Raw genomic sequence first — 19,105 nt, 5'->3', positions numbered from 1 at the left:
CCGCCGTCAGCTCGCGACCGCGACCAGCCCCGGCTCCGCGCTCGAGGCCAGCAGCTCGTGCCGCGGCACGACCCGCACGGTGTAGCCGAACGGCCCCGCCGTCGTGAGGGCCACGGCGCCCGCGTACTCCTGCTGCCCGCCGGATCCGCCCACGGGCGAGAGCGGGTGCCGCACCACGTCGGTGAGCACGTCGCCGTCGCCGGTGCGGCCGTGCACGACCTCGACCGTCACGTCGCCCGCGTCGAGGCCGCCGAGCGCCACCCATGCGCGCACGCGCAGCTCGTCGCCGACCTGCGCCTGCTGGCCGACGCCCTCGGATTCGACGTGCGCGACCTGCACGGACGGCCACGCGGCGGCGACGCGTCCGCGCCAGGCCACCAGCTCGCGGGCGCGCGCCCAGCCGTCCGCGGCGACCGCGGCCTGCGCCCGGCCGGCGGGCACGTACAGCCGCTCGACGTACTGGCGCACCATGCGGTCGGCGCTGAGCTCGGGCGACAGCGTCCGCAGGGTGTGCCGGATGTCGTGCACCCACCCGACGGGCACGCCGTCCGCGTCGCGCTCGTAGAAGCGCGGGGCGATGCGGTTCTCGATGAGGTCATAGAGCGCGGTCGCCTCCATCGCGTCGCGCTCGGCGCCGTCGTGCGCGCCGTCGGCCGACGGGATCGCCCAGCCGTTGCCGCCGTCGTAGTACTCGTTCCACCAGCCGTCGAGGATCGACAGGTTGAGCGCGCCGTTGAGCGCCGCCTTCATGCCGGACGTGCCGCACGCCTCCAGCGGGCGGAGCGGGTTGTTGAGCCAGACGTCGGTGCCCGGGTAGAGCAGCTGCGCCATGCCGATGTCGTAGTCGGGCAGGAACACGAGGCGGCCCCGGATCCCTGGCTCGGCCGCGAAGCGCACGAGCTCTTGGATGAGGCGCTTGCCCTCGTCGTCCGCCGGGTGCGACTTGCCCGCCACCACGATCTGCACGGGCCGGTCGGCGTCGGTGAGGATCCGGCGGAGGCGCTCCCGGTCGTGGAGCATGAGCGTCAGGCGCTTGTAGGTCGGCACGCGCCGTGCGAACCCGATCGTGAGGACCTCGGGGTCGAGCACGTCCTCGAGCCACGCGGGCTCGACGGCGCCCGGGTTCTGCTCGCGCCAGGCGCGCACCACGCGGCGGCGGGCGTCCTCCACGAGCTGGCGGCGCATCCGGCCGCGCACGTCCCAGAGGTCGCCGTCGCTCACGGCCGTCGACGACCAGTCGGCCGCCGTCGTGTCCCAGGTGCCGAGGCGCTCGCGCGCGAGCGACATGAGCATCGGATCCGTCCACGTCGGCGCGTGCACGCCGTTCGTCACGCTCGCGATCGGCACCTCGTCGGTGTCGAACCCCGGCCAGAGCCCCGCGAACATGCCGCGGCTGACCTCGCCGTGCAGCTGGGAGACGCCGTTGGCGCGCTGCGCGAGGCGGAGACCCATGAGCGCCATGTTGAACACGTCCGGGGATCCGCCGTCGTGGAGCTCCGCGCCGAGCCCCAGCACGCGCTCCGGCGGCACCCCGGGCAGCAGCCGCTCCGTGACGTGCTCGCGCACGAGGCCGACGTCGAACCGGTCGATGCCCGCGGGCACGGGCGTGTGCGTCGTGAAGACCGTGCCGGCGCGCACGACCTGCAGCGCCTCGTCGAAGTCGAGGCCGTCGGCCATCAGGGTCGAGATCCGCTCGACGCCGAGGAAGCCGGCGTGGCCCTCGTTGGTGTGGAAGACGCGCGGCACGGGCGAACCCGTCACGCGTGCGTGGGCCGCGATGGCGCGCACCCCGCCGATGCCGAGCAGCAGCTCCTGGTGCAGCCGGTGCTCGCCGCCGCCGCCGTAGAGCCGGTCGGTGACGCGGCGCAGGTCGTCGTCGTTCTCGGGCACGTCGGTGTCGAGGAGGAGCAGCGGGATGCGGCCGACGCGCGCCTGCCAGATCCGCGCGTGCAGCGTCCGACCGGCGGGCAGGCCCAGCTCGACCTGGACGGGCCGGCCGTCCCCGTCGCGCAGCACCTGGAGCGGCAGGCCGTCGGGGTCGAAGACGGGGTAGGTCTCCTGCTGCCAGCCGTCGGAGGATATCCCCTGGCGGAAGTAGCCGGAGCGGTAGAACAGGCCGACGCCCACGAGCGGGACGCCGAGGTCGGAGGCGCTCTTGAGGTGGTCGCCCGCGAGGATCCCGAGGCCGCCCGAGTACTGCGGCAGCGCGGCGGCGATGCCGTACTCGGGCGAGAAGTAGCCGATCGCCTCGGGCACGTCGCCCTCGAGGGACTGGTACCACCTGGACTCGCGCACGTAGGCCCGGAGGTCCGCGCGCTGCTCCTCGGCCCAGGCGACGAACCCCTCGTCGGCGGCGAGCTCCCGGAGCCGCTCCTGGTCGACCGCACCGAGCAGCGCGACCGGATCGTGGCCCGTCCGCTCCCACAGCTCGGGGCTCACGTGCGCGAACACGCGGCGGGTCGGCTCGTACCAGGACCATCGGAGGTTCCCGGCGAGCTCGTCCAGCGCGGACAGCTCCTCCGGGAGGACGGCACGGACGGTGAATCTGCGGATGGCCTTCACGGGACTCCCTCGGACCGGACGGCGGCGGGCGGGGGCCCGCGCGGATGGCTCCCGAGCCTAGGTGTACTGAGTCATGACGTTGGTGACACTCGGGCCGCGGGCGTGAGCCCGTGGCTTGAGTGGATTCGTTCAGTGTTGTAGTGCTCGATGAAGGGGTCAAGCGCGTCGGCCCGGTGTTGGTTGCTGGTGAAGGGTTGCCGGTAGGCCCACTCGGTCGCGAGGGTCCGGTTGAAGCGCTCGACCTTGCCGTTCTGCCAGGGGCAGTGCGGGCGGATGAACTTCTGCCGCGCGCCCAGGTCCTGGACGGCGTTCTTGAACGCGGTCGAGTGCCGGTAGGCGAACGCGTTGTCCGTGATGACCCGCTCGATCCGGGTGATCCCATGCCCGGCGAAGTACGCCGCTGCGCGGGTCAGGAACCCGGCCGCGGTCGCGCCTTTCTCATCGGGATGGATCTCCGCGTAGGCGAGACGGGTGTGGTCATCGACCGCGGCATGGACGTAATCGAACCCGATCCCGCGGCCGCGGACCTGCTCGCTGCGCCCGTGGACCCGCCAGCCGCCTCCGTCCGGGATCCTCCCGAGCTTCTTCACGTCCACGTGGATCAGATCACCCGGATGCTCGTGCTCATACCGGTGCGCCGTTGACCGGGATGCCCGGATCACGGCCCCGGTGACGGGGTCCAACCATGCCAACGGCGGCGCCCCGTGCCGGCGCAGGATGCGGGAGATCGTACGGGATGGAACACCTGTCACCGGCGCCAGCCGCGCAGGACCCGCCCGCAACTGGGCCCGCGCTTCCAGCACGGCCCGTTCCCGCTCCGGGCTCGTTCGCCTCGGTACTGACCGGGGCCGCGATGACCGATCCGTCAGCCCTCGCAGCCCCTCGGCACGGAACCGGTTCACCCATCGATGCGCGCACTGCCGCGACACCCCCAGCTCCCGCGCGACGTGCGCGACCGGCCGACGATCCTCCACCACCCGCCGCACGAGGAGAACCCTCCCGTGAACCGTCAGACGAGCATTACCGTGGGACATCGAGGCCTCCTGGCGATGGTTGAACTGAACAGCTCCATCAAGCCAGGAGGCCTCTTCACACGCCCCGAAGTGTCACCAACGTCATGGCCGAGTACAGCTAGGAGCGCGCGGCCCGCAGCACGGTGAACGAGCGGTCGCGCACGAGGATGCTCGTCGCGTCCTCGGTCACGTTCTGCTCGGAGTCGGACGAGATGGCGAGGTGCCACGAGACGCCGATGCCCTCGGGCAGCTGGAACTCGACGGGACCCTCGGCCGCGTTGAACGCGACGAAGAACGCGTCGCTGTCCCTGCCCTTCATGATCACGCCGATGCTGAAGGCGTTCGGGTCCTCCCAGTCCTGCGGCTCCAGCGTCGCGCCGTCGGCCCGGATGAAGCGCACGGCCTCCTCGGCGCCCTCGACGTCGTCGCCGCGGAACCAGATCGGCCGCAGCGCCCGGTTGCCGCGACGCAGGCGGATGAGCTTCCGCGTGAAGTCCTGCAGGTTGCGGTCCACGTTCGCCCAGTCGAACCACGAGATCTCGTCGTCCTGGCAGTACGCGTTGTTGTTGCCGCCCTGCGTGCGCGCGATCTCGTCGCCGCCGAGCACCATCGGGACGCCTGACGACAGCAGCAGCGTGCCGAGCATGTTGCGGCGCTGGCGGTCGCGGATCGCGATGATCTCGGGGTCGTCCGTCGGACCCTCGACGCCGGCGTTGGAGGAGCGGTTGTCGCTCTCGCCGTCGTTGTTGTCCTCGCCGTTGGCCTCGTTGTGCTTCTCGTCGTACGAGGTGAGGTCCGCGAGGGTGAAGCCGTCGTGCGCGGTGATGAAGTTCACGCTGCACAGCGGCGAGCGGCGGCCGGACTCGTACACGTCCGGGCTGCCGGTGATCCGCTGGGCGAGCGCGCCGAGCACGTTCTGCCCGCTGTGCCAGAAGTCGCGCACGTCGTCGCGGAACTTCCCGTTCCACTCCGACCAGTCGGCGGGGAAGCCGCCGACCTGGTAGCCGGCGGTGTCCCACGGCTCGGCGATCATCTTCACGGGCGCGAGCACCGGGTCCTGGTGGATGAGGGTGAGGAACGCGCTGTGGATCTCCGCGTCGCCGTCCTGGCGCGTGAGCGTCGTGGCGAGGTCGAAGCGGAAGCCGTCGACGTGCATCTCCTCGACCCAGTAGCGGAGCGAGTCCATGATCAGCGCGAGCGCGGCCGGGTGGCCGACGTTGAGGCTGTTGCCGGTGCCGGTGGTGTCGAAGTACGACGCCTCGTCGCCCTCCACGAGCCGGTAGTAGGAGGCGTTGTCGATGCCCTTGAGCGACAGCGACGGGCCCATGTGGTTGCCCTCGGCGGTGTGGTTGTAGACCACGTCCAGGATCACCTCGAGGCCGGCGGCGTGCAGCGCCTTCACCATCTCCTTGAACTCGGCGACCTGCGACCCGTCGTCGCCCGCCGAGCTGTAGTCGGAGTAGGGCGCGAGGAAGCCGATGGAGTTGTAGCCCCAGTAGTTGCGGAGGCCCTTCTCCTCGAGGTGCGAGTCCTGCATGAAGTGGTGCACCGGCAGGAGCTCGACGCTCGTGACGCCGAGGTCGGTGAGGTACTCGATGGCGCTGGGGTGCGCCATCCCCGCATACGTGCCGCGGATCTCCTCGGGGACCGACTCCATCTGCTGCGTGAAGCCCTTCACGTGCACCTCGTAGACGACGGTCTCGTCGAGCGGCGTGCGCGGGGCCTCGTCGTCCTCCCAGTCGAAGCGGCGGTCCGCGACGACGGAGCGGGGCATGGACGCGGCCGAGTCGGCCTCGTTGATCGCGTCCGGGTCGTCGAAGGTGTGCGCGAAGACGTCCTCGCCCCAGGTGGGGTGGCCCTCGATGGCGATGGCGTAGGGATCCAGCAGGAGCTTGGCGGGGTTGTGGCGGAGGCCGCGGGCCGGGTCCCACTCGCCGTGGACGCGGAGGCCGTAGCGGGTGCCGATGCCGGCGCCCTCGACGAGGCCGTGGAAGACGTGGCCGGTGCGCTCGGAGAGGCGCGTGCGGGACTCGGTGCCGTCGTCGTCGAAGACGCAGACCTCGATGGCCTCGGCGGTCTCGGAGTACACGGCGACGTTGAGGCCGCTGGGCAGGCCGCCGTCGCGCGCGACGACGGTCGCGCCGAGCGGGTAGGGGCGGCTGATGTAGGAGCGGCTGATGGGAGGGAGGTCGATGGTCACCCCTCAGTATGCTCGCGCCCGCCCAATTCGTTCGTGCACGAAGCGGATCTGCACGGACGGGAGCGGGATCCGTCGCTGGGCGGCTTTCCGCCGCCCAGCGACGGCCGGGTCACCGAGCGGTCAACGCGGCGAGCGCCTGCTGCGCCTCCGCGCCCCACTCCGCGAGCACGACGTCGGCGCGACCCGCTGCCGGGCTGGCCGGCGCCGCGACCACGGACCGCTGCTCGGGTCGGAGCTCGCCGCGCACCGGGACGCGCGCGCCGCGGGTGTAGATCGGCGCGCCCCCTGCTCCATCGCCGAGGGCGCAGGGCAGGGAGACCGTGTGGTGCGCGGACCGCCGGGGGACACTGGCGCACGCGACCAGCTGCGTGCCGGAGTAGGGCGCAGCCTGCGGGTAGCCGAGGACGGACAGGGTGCCCGCGGCGCCCTGCGCCGGGACGAGCGGGCGGTCGAACACCGGGCGGGCGGCGCCGACCACGTCCGCGAGCGTCCGGCCGTCGAGGGACCGGACGCGTGCGAAGCCGGCGTCGTCGACCACGGCGTGCGTGCGCTTCCAGGAGTCGGTGACGGAGGAGGTGTCCACCGGCCAGAGCCCGAAGGGGGCCTGCGCGGCCTTGGTGCCGGGGACGAAGGTGGCGAGCCGCACGGGTGCGCCGGTGGCCGGGTCGACGAGGCAGTGCGCGGCCGTGGCGATGGCGTCGCCCTGCGGCGTGTCCACCACGCTCGCCGTGCAGGTCCGGTTCCGGCCGTCGGCGACGTAGAAGAGGATGCCCACGTACTCCAGGCCGGGGTGCGTGACGATGCGCCCCGGCGTGGAGCCCGTGGCCGTAGTGTCGGCCGTGGCATCCGTCGCGGCCGTCGCCTCCGTCGCGGCCGTCGCAGCCGCGCCGTCCGTCGCAGCCGCGCCGTGCGCGGCCCCCTCGGTGGCGAGCGCGTCGGCGCGCCGGTCGGCCGTCCAGTACGCGGTCGCCTCCTCCGTCGTGGACGCGGAGACGCTCGCCGTCCCGGCAGCGGCCGCCGGGTCCGCGACGGACGCGGCGGAGGCGGGGCTTGGCACCGCGACGGCGAGGGACGCGACGACGGCGAGCGCGCCGAGGCCCGCGAGCGGACGGCGCCGGCCGCGCACCGGCACCGGCAGCGCCGCCGGATGCTCCTGCGGGTCGCGGGTTTCGGAAGTGGTGGCTCCACGGGACGGACGCATGCGCATGCTGACTCCTTCGAGGTTCGGGACGGATGCCGCCGACGGTAGCCGCACCCCGGCGGTCCCCTCGGGATCCGTCCCCATCCGCCGGAATGGACCGGCCTAGACGAGGACCGACCGGTCCACGAGGTCGAGACCGGGCGCCGGGGAGAGCCCCCGCCACGCGTCCTCGAGGATGTCGAGCGCGCGGTCGGTGGCGGCGGGCGGCGCGGTGATCGGGATCCGCAGGAACCGCTCGAACGCGCCGTCGTGGCCGAACCGGCTCCCGCCCGTGATCGCCAGCCCCCGCGACCGGGCGGCGAGCGCGAGCTCCGTGCTCACGGGCGCGCCGATCCCGACCCACACCGCGAGCCCGCCGTCCACGTGCGGGACCTCCCACCCGGGGAACCGCCGCGCGAGCTCCGCCTCGACGTGGTCGCGCGTCTCGCGCAGGCGGGTGCGGCGCACGGCGAGGATCCCGTCCATCCCGCCTAGCACCTCCGCCACCACCAGCTGTTCGAGCACGGGCGTGCCGAGGTCGCGGGCCGAGCGCGCCCGGGCGAGCTCGCGGAGGAGCGGCCGGCCCGCGCGGATCCACCCGACGCGCAGCCCACCCCACACCGTCTTCCCCACCGACCCGACGAGCACCACCGCGCCCGGCGACCCGTGCACGGCGAGCGGCGGATGCGCGGTCGCCCGGTCGATGTCCAGCTCGGCCGTCGTCTCGTCGGCGATGAGGGTCACCCCGTGCGCCTCGGCGAGCACCACGATCCGCGCCCGCTGGTCCTCGGGCATCGTGCGGCCCGTGGGGTTGTGGAAGTCGGGCATGAGGTACGCGAGCGCGGGCCGCGTGCGGCGGATCGTCTGCTCGAGCACGTCCTCGTCCCAGCCGTCGGCGCCCACCCCGGCCCCGACGAGGCGCGCGCCGGAGTCGCGCAGCGCCTGGATCGCGTGCGGGTAGCTCGGCTGCTCGACGAGCGCGCGGTCGCCGCGGTGCACGAGGACCGAGGCGAGCAGGCCGATCGCGTGCTGCGCGCCGACCGTCACCATGACGTCGTCGGCCTCGGTCGGCAGGCCGCGCGCGCGGTAGCGGGCGGCGATCGCCTCGCGCAGCTCCGGCAGCCCGTCGACGTCGTAGCCGTGCCCCTCGAGGTGCGCGGGCAGCCGGGCGACGGCGCGCGTCGCGGCGTCGGCGAGCGCGGGCGCCGCGGGCACGGCGGCGCGGCTCATGTCGGCCACCTCTCGGCCGCCGCCCTCCGCGTGCGGCGCGCTCCGGGGGATCCGCGTCACGCTGCCCGAGCCGCGACGGCTCGCGAGGTGGCCGGTCCCGCGCAGCGCCGCGTAGGCGGCCGCGACCGTGGTGCGGCTGAGGCCGAGCGCGGTCGCGAGCTCCCGCTCGGCGGGGAGGCGCGCTCCCACGGGCACGCGTCCGTCGAGCACGAGATGCCGGATCCCGTCGGCGAGCGCCTGGTACACGGGCGCCCCGGGCCGCGCCCACTCCCCCAGCAGCGCGGTGAGGGCGGTCGGTCCGAGCACGGCGGTGGGGGCGGATCCAGCGAAGGCCATGAGGCCACAGCCTGTCGATTGGCCTCTTGTCCCGCAACCCCCGGACGCGATTGGATCTCCCCCATGCTCCGTCGCTCAGTCCAGTTCGCCCTCGGCATCTTCCTCTACGGCTTCGCCATCGGCATGATGCTCCAGGCCACCATCGGTGTCTCCCCCTGGGACGTCCTCAGCCAGGGCCTCGGGCTGCGGACCGGCATCCCCTTCGGCGTCGCCACCAACATCATCGGCGCGCTCGTGCTGCTGCTCTGGATCCCCATCCGGCAGCGCCCCGGCTGGGGCACCGTCCTCAACGTCGTCTTCGTCGGCTACAGCGCGCAGGTGGCCCTCGCCGTGGTGCCGGCCGTCGACAGCCTCTGGATCCGCATCCCCCTCTTCGCCGCGGGCCTCGTCCTCCTCGGCGTCGCGACGGGCCTCTACATCGGCGCGCACTTCGGCCCCGGCCCGCGTGACGGCCTCATGACCGGCATCCACCGCCGCACGGGCTGGCCGGTGTGGCGCGTGCGCGTCGGCATCGAGCTGCTCGTGCTCGCGATCGGCTGGGCGATCGGCGGGGACGTCGGCATCGGCACGCTCGCGTTCGCGCTGCTGATAGGCCCCGTCGTCCAGCGCACGCTCCCCCTCTTCGACCTGCCCGTCCCCGTCCGCGCGCCCCGCCGCCGCACGCGCCTCGCGACCCCCGAGGACCCCGCCGGCAGCCTCCCCACGGGCCCGGTCGCGACCGTCGGGTAGTCCGCGTGGCGACGGGGATCCAGCGGGGTCACGGGCCGCGTCCAGCACCGTCGCGGCCCGGGCGCGCCGCCATGTATCGTGGCCGCTCGTGACTCCGGACCCCCAGGCTCCCGAGAGCAGCCCCGCCAAACGGCTGCTCATCGGCGAGAAGCTCGCCAGCGACAAGCTCGAGGGCCAGCTCCTCCCCAAGCACCTCGCGCTCCCCATCTTCGCGAGCGACCCGCTCAGCTCGGTCGCCTACGCCCCGCAGGAGCTGCTCCTCATCCTCACGCTGGGCGGCCTCGCGTTCCTCAGCTTCGCGCCGTGGGTCGCGGCCTGCGTCGTGATCCTGCTGGTCGTCGTGGTGCTCAGCTACCGCCAGCTCATCAAGGCCTACCCGTCCGGCGGCGGCGACTACGAGGTCGCCCACAAGAACCTCGGCGAAAAGGCCGGCCTCGTCGTCGCGTCCGCGCTCCTCGTTGACTACATCCTCACGGTGGCGGTGTCGGTGGCCTCCGGCGTCGACAACATCATCAGCGCGATCCCCGAGATCGCCCCCTTCCGCGTCGAGATCGCGGTCTTCTTCGTCGCGCTCCTCGCGGCCGTCAACCTCCGCGGCGTGCGCGAGTCGAGCAAGGCCTTCGCTGTCCCCACGTACCTCTTCATCGCCAGCGTCGGCCTGATGATCGTGGTCGGCCTCACCCGGACGGCCCTCGGCGACCCGCCCGTCGCCGAGTCGGCCGCGTACACGGTGGACACCCCGACCCTGTCGCAGGTCGCCTTCATCCTCCTGCTGCTCCGCGCGTTCTCCAGCGGCTGCTCCGCCCTCACGGGCGTCGAGGCCATCTCCAACGGCGTGCCCGCGTTCCGCACGCCGAAGGTCAAGAACGCGCAGGCCACCCTCGTGATCATGGGCGGCACCGCCATCGTGCTGTTCGTCGGCCTCACCACCCTCGCGCTCATCGCGCAGGTGCACTACGGCGAGAAGCCGTGCGACCTCATCGGCTGGGCCGGCTGCGCCACCGAGCCGCAGAAGAGCCTGATGGCGCAGGTCGCCGGGGCCACGTTCGGCAACGGCAGCGTAATGTTCTACCTGCTGCAGGCGACCACCGCCGCCGTGCTCCTGCTCGCGGCCAACACGGCGTTCAACGGCTTCCCGCTGCTCGGCTCCGTGCTCGCGAAGGACGCGTACGCGCCCAAGTCGCTGCTCACGCGCGGCGACCGCCTCGTCTACAGCAACGGCATGCTGCTCCTGGCGCTCGGCGCGACGCTGATCCTCGTCGTCTACCAGGCCAACCTCACGCAGCTCATCCAGCTGTACATCATCGGCGTCTTCGTGTCGTTCACCCTCGGGCAGACGGGCATGGTCGTGCACTGGACCCGCATGCTCCGCGAGGGCTGCGCGAACCGCGGCGAGGTGATCCGCGGCCTCGCCATCAACGCGTTCGGCGCGCTGCTCACGGCGCTCGTGCTCATCGTGGTCACCATCACCAAGTTCACCCACGGCGCGTGGCTCGTGTTCGCGATCATGCCGGTGCTGTTCCTCCTCATGCTCGGCGTCAACCGCTACTACCGCGACGTCGAGAAGGAGATCGAGGTCGACCCCGTCACCGTCTTCGGGTCCACCGGCGACCACGCGGTCGTGCTCGTCGGCCGGATGCAGAAGCCGGTGCTCAAGGCCCTCGACTACGCCATCGCGGCGAACCACGACAGCATCGAGGCGGTGCACGTCTCCGTCGACGACGAGGCGACCAAGCTCCTCGAGCGGCAGTGGGTCGAGATGGAGATCGAGATGCCGTTGCGCATCGTCGCCTCCCCCTACCGCGACATCAGCTTCCCGCTCATCAAGTACCTGAAGTCCCGGCGCGTGGAGCACGGCAGCGAGATCATCACGGTCTACACGCCCGTCTACATCGTCGGCCACTGGTGGGAGACGCTGCTGCACAACCACAAGGCCAGGCGGATCCGTCAGAAGCTGCTCCTGGTGCACGGCGTCACGCTGGCGCTCGTGCCGTGGCTGCTCGACTCCTCGGAGCTCATCTACGGACGCCGGTCGCGTCCGGTCCCCGGACAGGACCGCCGCGGCGAGCCCGTGCGCCCCGCCGTGCGCCGATCCGGCCCGCCGCCGACGACGCCCGTGAAGCACACGAGCGGGCGCCGGACGCCGTAGTCGGCGAGCGCCCATAGCGCATCTGCGCACGAATAGTTAGGGGGCCCCTTTTTTGGCCGGGGGCCTATGCACTGCCCTCCTCTCGGAGTTGCGTGTGGACTCCCAGGGCCCGAGCCCTGGGGAACTCGACCACCGAGAGGGAACCACATGTCGAACGACCTCACACCGGCGTCGCCCGCGGGCGGCGGATCCGCTACCCACGACGCGTACGTCGCCGTCCCCGTCCCCGCCTACCCCGGCACGTCCGGCGGCAGCACGACCGGCGGCGACGCCAGCGCGAGCAGCAGCGACGGCAGCAGCAGCGCGAAGGACACCGCGAAGGAGCAGGCGGCGTCCGTGGCCGGCGACGCGAAGGCCGGCACCCAGCACGTCGCCGACGTCACGAAGGACGAGGCCGGCAAGGTCGCGTCCGAGGTGAAGTCGCAGGCGCAGGACCTCATCGCCCAGACCCGCGACCAGCTCCGCGAGCAGACCGGCGTCCAGCAGGAGCGTGCCGCGGGCAGCCTCCGCACGCTCAGCGACGAGCTCCGCGACATGGGCGACAAGTCGGAGAGCACGGGCCTCGCGAGCGAGCTCGTCTCCCAGGCCGCCCAGCGCAGCGGCAGCGCCGCCTCGTACCTCGAGGGCCGCGACCCGGGCACGCTCCTGAAGGACGTCACCGACTTCGCGCGCCGCCGCCCGGGCCTGTTCGTCGGCCTCGCCGTCGTCGCGGGCGTCGCCGCCGGCCGCCTCACCCGCTCGCTGACGAGCGACGCGCACGACCAGAAGGCAGCCGAGCAGGCGACCCCGTCGACCGGCGCCTCGACGACCGGCAGCGGCACGACCGGCACCGCGACGACCGGCACGGGCTACGTCACGCCGGCCGTCCCGACCGCGAGCGCCCACGCGCCGACCGAGCTCAGCGCCGACGAGCCCATCGGCGTCGGGCCGTACGACGCGCCCGCCACCTCGGCGTCCACGCCGCTCTACGACCAGACGCGCACCACCGACCCGCTGACCGAGACCTTCGGCGCGGGCGGCACGTCCGACGGATCGCGCGCATGACCGACGGACGCACCCCGTCCGAGGAGAAGGCCGCGACCACCAGCCTCGGCGACCTCCTCGGGAACGTCACGAAGGACGTCTCCACGCTCATGCGCCAGGAGATTGCCCTCGCGAAGGCGGAGATCAGCGACTCGGCGAAGAAGGCCGGGAAGGGCGCCGGCCTCCTAGGTGGCGCCGGGTACGCGGGCATCATGGCCGTGTTCTTCCTCTCCGTCGCCCTCATGTACGCCCTCGGCTACTGGTTCGACAACCTGGCCTGGGCCGCGGTCGTCGTGGCCGTGATCTGGGCCGTCATCGGCCTGGTCATGTACCTGCAGGGCCGCAAGCAGCTGAAGACCGTGCAGGGCGCGCCCCGCACTGCCGAGAGCGTCAAGAAGATCCCCGAAGCGATGAAGAGGAACGAGGCAGACCGATGAGCGACAACCCCGAGCAGATCCGTGCGGAGATCGAGCGCACGCGGAACGAGCTGAGCATCGACGTGGACGCGGTGGCCGACAAGGTCACGCCCGCGAAGGTCGCCCAGCGCCAGACGGACAAGGTGCGCGGCGCCCTGTCGAACGTGAAGGACAGCGTCCTCGGCTCCGCGGGCGACGCCCGTTCGAGCGTGGGCGACGCCGTCTCCGGCACCGCGGGCGGCGCGAAGGCCAAGGCGCAGGGCAACCCCCTGGGCCTCGGTCTCGTGGCGTTCGGCGCCGGGCTCCTCATCGCCTCGCTGATCCCGGCGAGCGACAAGGAGAAGGAGCTCGCCTCGACCGTCAAGGACAAGGCGCAGCCCCTCGTCGAGAAGGCGACCGACGCGGCCAAGGACGTCGCGTCCGAGCTCAAGGAGCCCGCGCAGCAGGCCGCCGCGGCCGTCAAGGACACCGCGACGGACTCGGCCGGCACCGTGCGATCCGAGGCCCAGTCGACCGCGCAGGACGTCCAGGCGTCGGCGCAGGACGCGAAGCAGGCCGTGCAGGACGACGCGCGCAGCTGACCGACCGCTCTCGGAGGGGAGTCGTGCCTCGCGGCGCGGCTCCCCTCCGACATGCCACCGGCGGGTACGCCCGTGTCCCCGAAAAGGAGGACACGGATATAGACTCGTTGGTGCACGAACTCTTCCCCCGAGAGCTCGTGCAGGTCGGCCGGCTGGCCGGTGCCCCGATGGCGGCGCACCCGACCCCGGCCGGATCACGTCCGGACCGACCCGTGAGGTCCGGATGGACGTGGGGGCCCGCCGCGAGTTCCCGCAGATGGCGCAGGCCCCCACGCCCCCTCCCCCGTGGACGCCTCCGTCAGGCGAGGCGCGACGAGATGCGGTCCGTAGCCTCAGCCGAGCGCCGCGACCACCTGCCGCGCGACGCGTCGACCCGCACGGTTCGCGCCAATGGTCGACGCCTGCGGTCCGTAGCCGGCGAGGAACACCCGCGGATCCCGTGCCGACACCCCCGACTCGACGCGCACGCCGCCCTCCTTCTCCCGGAGGCCCAGCGGCGCCAGATGGCGGATCTCGGGGCGGAAGCCGGTGGCCCAGATCACCGCGTCGACCTGGTCCCGCCCGCCGTCCGCCCAGACGACGGCGTCCTCCTCGAAGCGCGCGATGGGGCCCCGGCTGTCGAGCACGCCGCGACGGATCCCCGCGACGATGCGCCGCGTGCGCGGCACCCCCGTCCCGCTGACGATGCTCGGCAGCGCCTCCCCCGCGCGCGCGGCCTGGTCCTGGAGGTCGACGGCGCGCACCGCGGCCTCGACGTCGAGCTCGCCGGCCTCGAGGAAGTCGACCGGGCGCCGTGTGGACCACGTGGTGCGCGCGGCCACGCCCTCCAGCTCGAGGAGGAAGCCGATGGCCGAGGTGCCCCCGCCCACGACGAGCACGCGCAGCCCCCGGAGGTCGGCCGCCGCCCGGTAGCCGGACGTGTGCAGCTGCCGCCCGCGGAAGGTCGCGAGACCGGGGTACGAGGGGATGAACGGCGCGCCCCAGGTGCCGGTGGCGTTGACGACGAGCCGGGCGATGCGGTCGCCGTCCGTGGCGCGCACGAGGAGCGGGCGGGCCGAGTCGGTGGGGTGGGCGGCGCGGCGACGCGACACGGCGGGGGGCGGGACATCCGCGTCGAGGACCGCCCGCACCTCCACCGGGCGGGCGACCCGCAGGTCGAAGTGCCGCTCGTAGCGGGCGTAGTGGTCGCGGACGACGTCGCGCGCCGGGAGCCGCCGATCCGCCGTCGCGAACGAGATGCCGAGCTCGGACATGCCGGGGAGGTCGGCCACGCGGTGCGCGGATCCCAGGCGGAGCGCGGCCCAGCGGTGCTGCCAGGCGCCGCCCGTGGTGGGCCCGCGGTCGAGGACGACGGCGTCGGTGCCCATGCGGAGGCCGAGCCGCCGCAGGTGGTACGCGACGGAGAGGCCGGCCTGCCCGGCACCGATGACCACGACCTGGGTCTCTGCCGGCTCGGAGGTCATGGGACGACCAGGCTAGCGCCCACTCCCGCGCGCAGGGAGAGCACGGGACGGGGTCGTACGATGCCCGTGCGCGCTCTCCGGACGAGGAGGACACGCCCGGGGCGACGAGGCGCACATGTTAGGGTAGCCCCTAGGTTTTCTCCAATCCCTGTCCGCTGCATCCAGCGTTGTCACCGCCCGTCGGGGCCTGAGTCGTGAGGGGGTCTCGCATGGGGCGCGGCCGTCAAAAAGCTAAGCACACCAAGATCGCGCGAGAGCTGAAGTCGTTCAGTCCCAATGTGGACTACACGCAGCTGGAGCGCGAGCTGACCACCCACGGGGCGGTCGACGAGCAGTACGCGGCCGAGGCCGCCAAGTGGGACGAGTACGCCGACGAGCCGGACGCCTACGTCCCGGGCGACGAGCAGAAGCGCGCCTGATCCCGCGGCCGGCTCTCGCCGGACCGTGACCGGACCCGCCTCCTCGCGAGGCGGGTCCGCTCATGTGCGCATGCACCCTGCGCGCCGATGCTGGCTCGACGCGTCCGCGCCGCGAGGCGGAGGCGCCGGGCGTGCCGCTGATCAGTCGCGGTAGCGGCCGGTGAGGCGCACGGCCCCGCCGTCGACGCCCTTGGCGCCCTGCTCGAAGCCGGCACCCGCGGGGGCGTCGCCGATCGTGACGCGTCCGGCCTCCCACGTCGGGATGCCGGCGGCGGTGAGCGCGCGCGCGATGCGCTCCGCCGCCGCCGCGTCCACCACGGCGATCATGCCGATGCCGAGGTTCCAGGTGCCCTCCGCGCTCTCGAGCGTGGAGCCCGCGATGCCGGCGAGCGCGCGGAAGACCGCGGGTGGCGACCACGTGGAGCGCTCGAGCTCGCTGAAGGACCCGCGGGGCAGCACGCGCGCGAGGTTCGCCGCGATGCCGCCGCCCGTGACGTGGCTGATGGAGTGGACGGCCGGGCCGAGCTCCGGCTGCGCGAGCACGTCGAGCAGCGGCGTCGTGTAGAGGCGGGTGGGCTCGAGGAGCACCTCGCCGACCACGCCGCCGAGCTCGGCCGACGTGTCGCCGAACCCGATGCCGGCGACGCTGAGGATGTGGCGCACGAGCGAGAAGCCGTTGCTGTGCAGGCCGCTGGAGGCGAGGGCCAGCACGACGTCGCCGTCGCGCACCCGCTCGGATCCGAGCACCGAGTCGGCCTCGACCGCGCCGACGGCGGCGCCGGCGACGTCGTAGTCGTCCGGCCCGAGGAGGCCGGGGTGCTCGGCCGTCTCACCGCCGACGAGGGCGGTGCCGGTGTCCGAGCACGCGCGGGCGATGCCGGCGACGATGTCGGCGATGCGCGCGGGCACGACCTTGCCGCAGGCGATGTAGTCCGTCATGAAGAGGGGACGCGCGCCGACCACGACGATGTCGTCGACGACCATGCCCACGAGGTCCTGGCCGATGGTGTCGTGCTTGTCGATGGCCTGCGCGATGGCGACCTTCGTGCCGACGCCGTCCGTCGACGTCGCGAGGAGCGGGTGCCGGAAGCGGGTGAGGGCGCTCGCGTCGAACAGGCCCGCGAATCCGCCGAAGCCGCCGATGACCTCGGGGCCGTGCGTGCGGGACACGGCCTCCTTCATCAGCTGGACCGCGAGATCGCCGGCCTCCGTGTCGACGCCGGCCTCTGCGTAGGAGCTCTTGGTGGTCACCGGGACACAGTACCGGCCGGGCGCGTCGCTCCCGTGTGGGAGACTGGCCCCTCCCCCACCTCTTCTACTCTTCAGGAGTCAGCCGAAGCATGTGCGGCATCGTCGGCGTCGTATCGTCCGAACCCGTCAACCAACTCGTCTACGACAGCCTCCTGCTCCTGCAGCACCGCGGTCAGGACTCCACCGGCATCGCCACGGCCGAGGGCAACACCTTCCACGTGAAGAAGCTCAGCGGCCAGGTCCGCGAGGCGTTCCGCACGCGCGACATGCGCTCGCTGCTCGGCACGATGGGCCTCGGGCACGTGCGCTACGCGACGAAGGGCAGCGCCACGGACGAGGACGAGGCGCAGCCGTTCTACGTGAACGCGCCCTACGGCATCGTGCTGGTGCACAACGGCAACCTCACGAACACGCGGGAGCTCGCGCAGGAGCTCTTCCACGTGGATCGCCGACACACGAACACGAGCTCCGACACCGAGCTGCTCGTCAACGTGCTCGCCCACGAGCTGCAGTCGCAGGTCTCCGGCCTCGCGCTGGATCCGGAGCAGGTATTCACCGCGGTCGAGCGGGTGCACGAGCGCGTGGAGGGCTCGTACGCGTCCATCGCCATGATCGCCGGGCACGGGATGCTCGCGTTCCGCGACCCGTTCGGGATCCGCCCGCTCACCCTGGGACGCCGCGAGCTCGCGGGCGGCCGGATGGAGTGGGTCGTGGCGAGCGAGTCCCTCGTCATGGAGTCGCTCGGCTACGAGATCGTGCGCGACGTGCGACCGGGCGAGGCGGTCTTCATCACGATGGACGGCGACATGCACGCGCGCCAGTGCCACCCGGCGCCGCGGCTCATCCCCTGCGCGTTCGAGTTCGTGTACCTCGCGCGGCCCGACTCGGTCATGTCCGGCATCGGCGTCTACGACGCGCGCCTGCGCATGGGCAACCGGCTCGCCGCCACCATCGCGGAGCACAGCCCCGCGGGCGACATCGACGTGGTGATGCCCATCCCCGACTCGTCGCGGCCGTCGGCCATGCAGGTCGCGCAGACCCTCGGCATCGAGTACCGCGAGGGCTTCTACAAGAACCGCTACGTCGGCCGGACGTTCATCATGCCGGGGCAGGCGCAGCGCAAGAAGTCGGTGCGGCAGAAGCTCAACGCCATGAGCTCGGAGTTCCAGGGCAAGAACATCCTCATCGTCGACGACTCCATCGTGCGCGGCACGACGAGCCGCGAGATCGTCACCATGGCGCGCCAGGCCGGCGCCAACAAGGTGACGTTCACCTCGGCCGCCCCGCCGGTGCGCTACCCGCACGTCTACGGGATCAACATGCCGTCGCGGCAGGAGCTCATCGCGCACGGGCGGAAGATCCCCGAGATCGCGCAGGAGCTCGGCGCCGACCACCTCATCTACCAGGAGGTCGCCGACATGCGCGACGCCATCCTCGAGGGGTCGACCGGCGTGGAGGACCTCGAGATGAGCTGCTTCACCGGCGAGTACATCACCGGCAACGTGACGCCGGAGTACCTGTCGTGGCTGGAGCGCACGCAGCTCAGCTGATCGGCGTGCGGGTGCGGCCGGCGGATCGTCGACCGGCGGGCGGCCGCCGGATCAGGCGCCCGGCTCGCCCCGCTCGCGCTCGGCCGTGAGCACGCGGGACCGGCGCGAGGCCGCGCGGTCGAGCGCCAGCGCGATCAGCGCGGCGAGCCCGCCGAAGAGGACGACCGCGAACAGCGCGAGGAACGCCAGCACCTGGGCCTCGGAGAACTCCGGGTTCGGCGGGAACGCGAGGGTGAGGACCATCGCCACGAAGATCCCGAGGACCGCGCCGACGCCCATGAAGCGGAAGTAGCGGGGGGACCGCCGCACGAGGACCTCGGTGCGGCGCTCGTCGTCGGGCTGGGGGCGGGCGTCGGTCATGGGTCCATCATCCCCTGCGCCGCCGACGGCAGGCGAACCGCGACGGCGGCCCCGGCGCTCAGCGGTCGGCCGGGAGCTCCCACGGCACGGGGAGCAGGCCGCGGAGGTCGGCACGGAGCCCGGACGCGCGCACGGCGCCCGCCTCGACGCCCGCGTCCCACGTCGTGCCGCCCGTGGCGAGCGCGATCCACGTGGCGGGGTCGGTCTCGATGACGTTCGGCGGCGTGCCGCGCGTGTGCCCCGGGCCCTCGATGCACTGGACGGCGCCGAACGGCGGGACGCGCACCTCGACGGTTCCGCCGGGCGCGAGATCCGCGAGCGACTGCAGCAGGAAGCGGACCGCGGTGGCCCGCGTCTCCCGGTCGGCGTCGGCGCCCTGGGCGAGCGCGGCCCGCACGGCGGGCTGTCCGACGGTGGGGTGGATGCGCGCCTTGGCCATCGTCCCAGGATGGCAGAGCGGCGTGGTCGGGCGAGCCCGTCCGCGCTCGGCGCGCCCCTCCTAATGGGGCGTCGCCACGCGTCCGCGTTTTGGGGGACATCCATTACTGTGTATGGAAGTGCCTCGCGGTGACACGTCCCGCCCGGCACGGCAGGACGCCCTCCCTCCCGTCGCCTCCCCCGGCGTCGGGAGGGCAGGGACGAT

Annotated in this window: 16 protein-coding genes; 7 read left to right on the top strand and 9 right to left on the bottom strand. The window is 72.9% G+C overall.

Going from position 1 to position 19,105, the window contains the following annotated elements; translation table 11 throughout:
* Nucleotides 1-6: 6 nt before the first annotated feature.
* From glgP to yczR, 5 genes are all read right to left on the bottom strand, one after another.
* The gene (gene glgP, locus CMS_RS05220; RefSeq protein WP_012298447.1) at nt 7-2,562 is read right to left on the bottom strand and encodes an alpha-glucan family phosphorylase; all 2,556 of its coding nucleotides are present in this window, start codon (nt 2,560-2,562) and stop codon (nt 7-9) included.
* Nucleotides 2,563-2,633: 71 nt separating this feature from the next.
* On the bottom strand, nt 2,634-3,596 hold the full coding sequence (locus CMS_RS05215; RefSeq protein ID WP_012296860.1) for an IS481-like element IS1121 family transposase: 963 nt from the start codon (nt 3,594-3,596) through the stop codon (nt 2,634-2,636).
* A 97-nt stretch (nt 3,597-3,693) separates the two neighbouring features.
* Nucleotides 3,694-5,775, bottom strand: coding sequence for a glycogen debranching protein GlgX (glgX, locus tag CMS_RS05210; protein ID WP_012298446.1), 2,082 nt, complete (start codon nt 5,773-5,775; stop codon nt 3,694-3,696).
* 109 nt (nt 5,776-5,884) lie between these two features.
* Nucleotides 5,885-6,982 carry a trypsin-like serine peptidase gene (locus CMS_RS05205; RefSeq protein ID WP_041464431.1) on the bottom strand — a complete coding sequence of 366 codons (1,098 nt, stop codon included), beginning with the start codon at nt 6,980-6,982 and terminating at the stop codon, nt 5,885-5,887.
* 96 nt (nt 6,983-7,078) lie between these two features.
* Nucleotides 7,079-8,521: a MocR-like transcription factor YczR gene (gene yczR, locus CMS_RS05200; RefSeq protein WP_049791900.1), complete on the bottom strand. Its 1,443-nt coding sequence runs from the start codon at nt 8,519-8,521 to the stop codon at nt 7,079-7,081.
* A gap of 63 nt (nt 8,522-8,584) precedes the next feature.
* On the opposite strand from yczR, the gene yczE reads away from it, so the two are divergent.
* From yczE to CMS_RS05175, 5 genes are all read left to right on the top strand, one after another.
* A complete protein-coding gene (gene yczE, locus CMS_RS05195; RefSeq protein ID WP_012298443.1) occupies nt 8,585-9,250 on the top strand; it encodes a membrane protein YczE in 666 nt (221 codons plus the stop codon).
* Nucleotides 9,251-9,338: 88 nt separating this feature from the next.
* Nucleotides 9,339-11,399 (top strand): APC family permease, encoded by a 2,061-nt coding sequence (locus CMS_RS05190; protein WP_012298442.1) that lies wholly within the window; start codon nt 9,339-9,341, stop codon nt 11,397-11,399.
* A gap of 147 nt (nt 11,400-11,546) precedes the next feature.
* Complete coding sequence (locus CMS_RS05185) at nt 11,547-12,443, top strand: hypothetical protein (protein WP_012298441.1); 897 nt, start codon at nt 11,547-11,549, stop codon at nt 12,441-12,443.
* Complete coding sequence (locus tag CMS_RS05180; protein ID WP_012298440.1) at nt 12,440-12,859, top strand: phage holin family protein; 420 nt, start codon at nt 12,440-12,442, stop codon at nt 12,857-12,859. The genes CMS_RS05185 and CMS_RS05180 overlap by 4 nt, the downstream gene beginning before the upstream one ends.
* The gene (locus tag CMS_RS05175) at nt 12,856-13,419 is read left to right on the top strand and encodes a DUF3618 domain-containing protein (protein WP_012298439.1); all 564 of its coding nucleotides are present in this window, start codon (nt 12,856-12,858) and stop codon (nt 13,417-13,419) included. Before CMS_RS05180 ends, CMS_RS05175 begins: the two co-directional genes overlap by 4 nt.
* Nucleotides 13,420-13,751: 332 nt before the next feature.
* On the opposite strand, the gene CMS_RS05170 is transcribed toward CMS_RS05175, so the two are convergent.
* The gene (locus CMS_RS05170) at nt 13,752-14,882 is read right to left on the bottom strand and encodes an FAD-dependent oxidoreductase (RefSeq protein WP_012298438.1); all 1,131 of its coding nucleotides are present in this window, start codon (nt 14,880-14,882) and stop codon (nt 13,752-13,754) included.
* A gap of 209 nt (nt 14,883-15,091) precedes the next feature.
* On the opposite strand from CMS_RS05170, the gene CMS_RS05165 reads away from it, so the two are divergent.
* Nucleotides 15,092-15,301, top strand: a complete 210-nt coding sequence (locus CMS_RS05165; RefSeq protein ID WP_012037444.1) for a DUF3073 domain-containing protein — start codon at nt 15,092-15,094, stop codon at nt 15,299-15,301.
* Nucleotides 15,302-15,442: 141 nt separating this feature from the next.
* On the opposite strand, the gene purM is transcribed toward CMS_RS05165, so the two are convergent.
* Nucleotides 15,443-16,552: a phosphoribosylformylglycinamidine cyclo-ligase gene (purM, locus tag CMS_RS05160; protein ID WP_012298436.1), complete on the bottom strand. Its 1,110-nt coding sequence runs from the start codon at nt 16,550-16,552 to the stop codon at nt 15,443-15,445.
* A gap of 89 nt (nt 16,553-16,641) precedes the next feature.
* On the opposite strand from purM, the gene purF reads away from it, so the two are divergent.
* On the top strand, nt 16,642-18,102 hold the full coding sequence (gene purF, locus CMS_RS05155) for an amidophosphoribosyltransferase (protein ID WP_041464430.1): 1,461 nt from the start codon (nt 16,642-16,644) through the stop codon (nt 18,100-18,102).
* 51 nt (nt 18,103-18,153) lie between these two features.
* Here purF and CMS_RS05150 read toward each other — a convergent pair whose 3' ends face one another.
* Both CMS_RS05150 and CMS_RS05145 read right to left on the bottom strand, forming a co-directional pair.
* Nucleotides 18,154-18,462 (bottom strand): hypothetical protein, encoded by a 309-nt coding sequence (locus CMS_RS05150; RefSeq protein WP_012298434.1) that lies wholly within the window; start codon nt 18,460-18,462, stop codon nt 18,154-18,156.
* 58 nt (nt 18,463-18,520) lie between these two features.
* Nucleotides 18,521-18,901 carry a sterol carrier family protein gene (locus tag CMS_RS05145; RefSeq protein ID WP_012298433.1) on the bottom strand — a complete coding sequence of 127 codons (381 nt, stop codon included), beginning with the start codon at nt 18,899-18,901 and terminating at the stop codon, nt 18,521-18,523.
* Nucleotides 18,902-19,105 lie beyond the last annotated feature (204 nt).

It is taken from the genome of Clavibacter sepedonicus, from assembly GCF_000069225.1.
In the GTDB taxonomy this organism is placed as follows: domain Bacteria; phylum Actinomycetota; class Actinomycetes; order Actinomycetales; family Microbacteriaceae; genus Clavibacter; species Clavibacter sepedonicus.
This window is presented reverse-complemented; position numbering and strand designations above follow the sequence as displayed.

What these genes read in the sequence shown, in the direction of transcription:
- CMS_RS05185 (WP_012298441.1), top strand. Translation starts at nt 11,547, where the DNA reads ATGTCGAACGACCTCACACCGGCGTCGCCCGCGGGCGGCGGATCCGCT.
- CMS_RS05205 (WP_041464431.1), bottom strand. Translation starts at nt 6,982, where the DNA reads ATGCGCATGCGTCCGTCCCGTGGAGCCACCACTTCCGAAACCCGCGAC.
- CMS_RS05180 (WP_012298440.1), top strand. Translation starts at nt 12,440, where the DNA reads ATGACCGACGGACGCACCCCGTCCGAGGAGAAGGCCGCGACCACCAGC.
- CMS_RS05145 (WP_012298433.1), bottom strand. Translation starts at nt 18,901, where the DNA reads ATGGCCAAGGCGCGCATCCACCCCACCGTCGGACAGCCCGCCGTGCGG.
- yczR (WP_049791900.1), bottom strand. Translation starts at nt 8,521, where the DNA reads ATGGCCTTCGCTGGATCCGCCCCCACCGCCGTGCTCGGACCGACCGCC.
- yczE (WP_012298443.1), top strand. Translation starts at nt 8,585, where the DNA reads ATGCTCCGTCGCTCAGTCCAGTTCGCCCTCGGCATCTTCCTCTACGGC.
- CMS_RS05175 (WP_012298439.1), top strand. Translation starts at nt 12,856, where the DNA reads ATGAGCGACAACCCCGAGCAGATCCGTGCGGAGATCGAGCGCACGCGG.
- CMS_RS05170 (WP_012298438.1), bottom strand. Translation starts at nt 14,882, where the DNA reads ATGACCTCCGAGCCGGCAGAGACCCAGGTCGTGGTCATCGGTGCCGGG.
- purF (WP_041464430.1), top strand. Translation starts at nt 16,642, where the DNA reads ATGTGCGGCATCGTCGGCGTCGTATCGTCCGAACCCGTCAACCAACTC.
- CMS_RS05150 (WP_012298434.1), bottom strand. Translation starts at nt 18,462, where the DNA reads ATGACCGACGCCCGCCCCCAGCCCGACGACGAGCGCCGCACCGAGGTC.
- CMS_RS05165 (WP_012037444.1), top strand. Translation starts at nt 15,092, where the DNA reads ATGGGGCGCGGCCGTCAAAAAGCTAAGCACACCAAGATCGCGCGAGAG.
- CMS_RS05215 (WP_012296860.1), bottom strand. Translation starts at nt 3,596, where the DNA reads ATGTCCCACGGTAATGCTCGTCTGACGGTTCACGGGAGGGTTCTCCTC.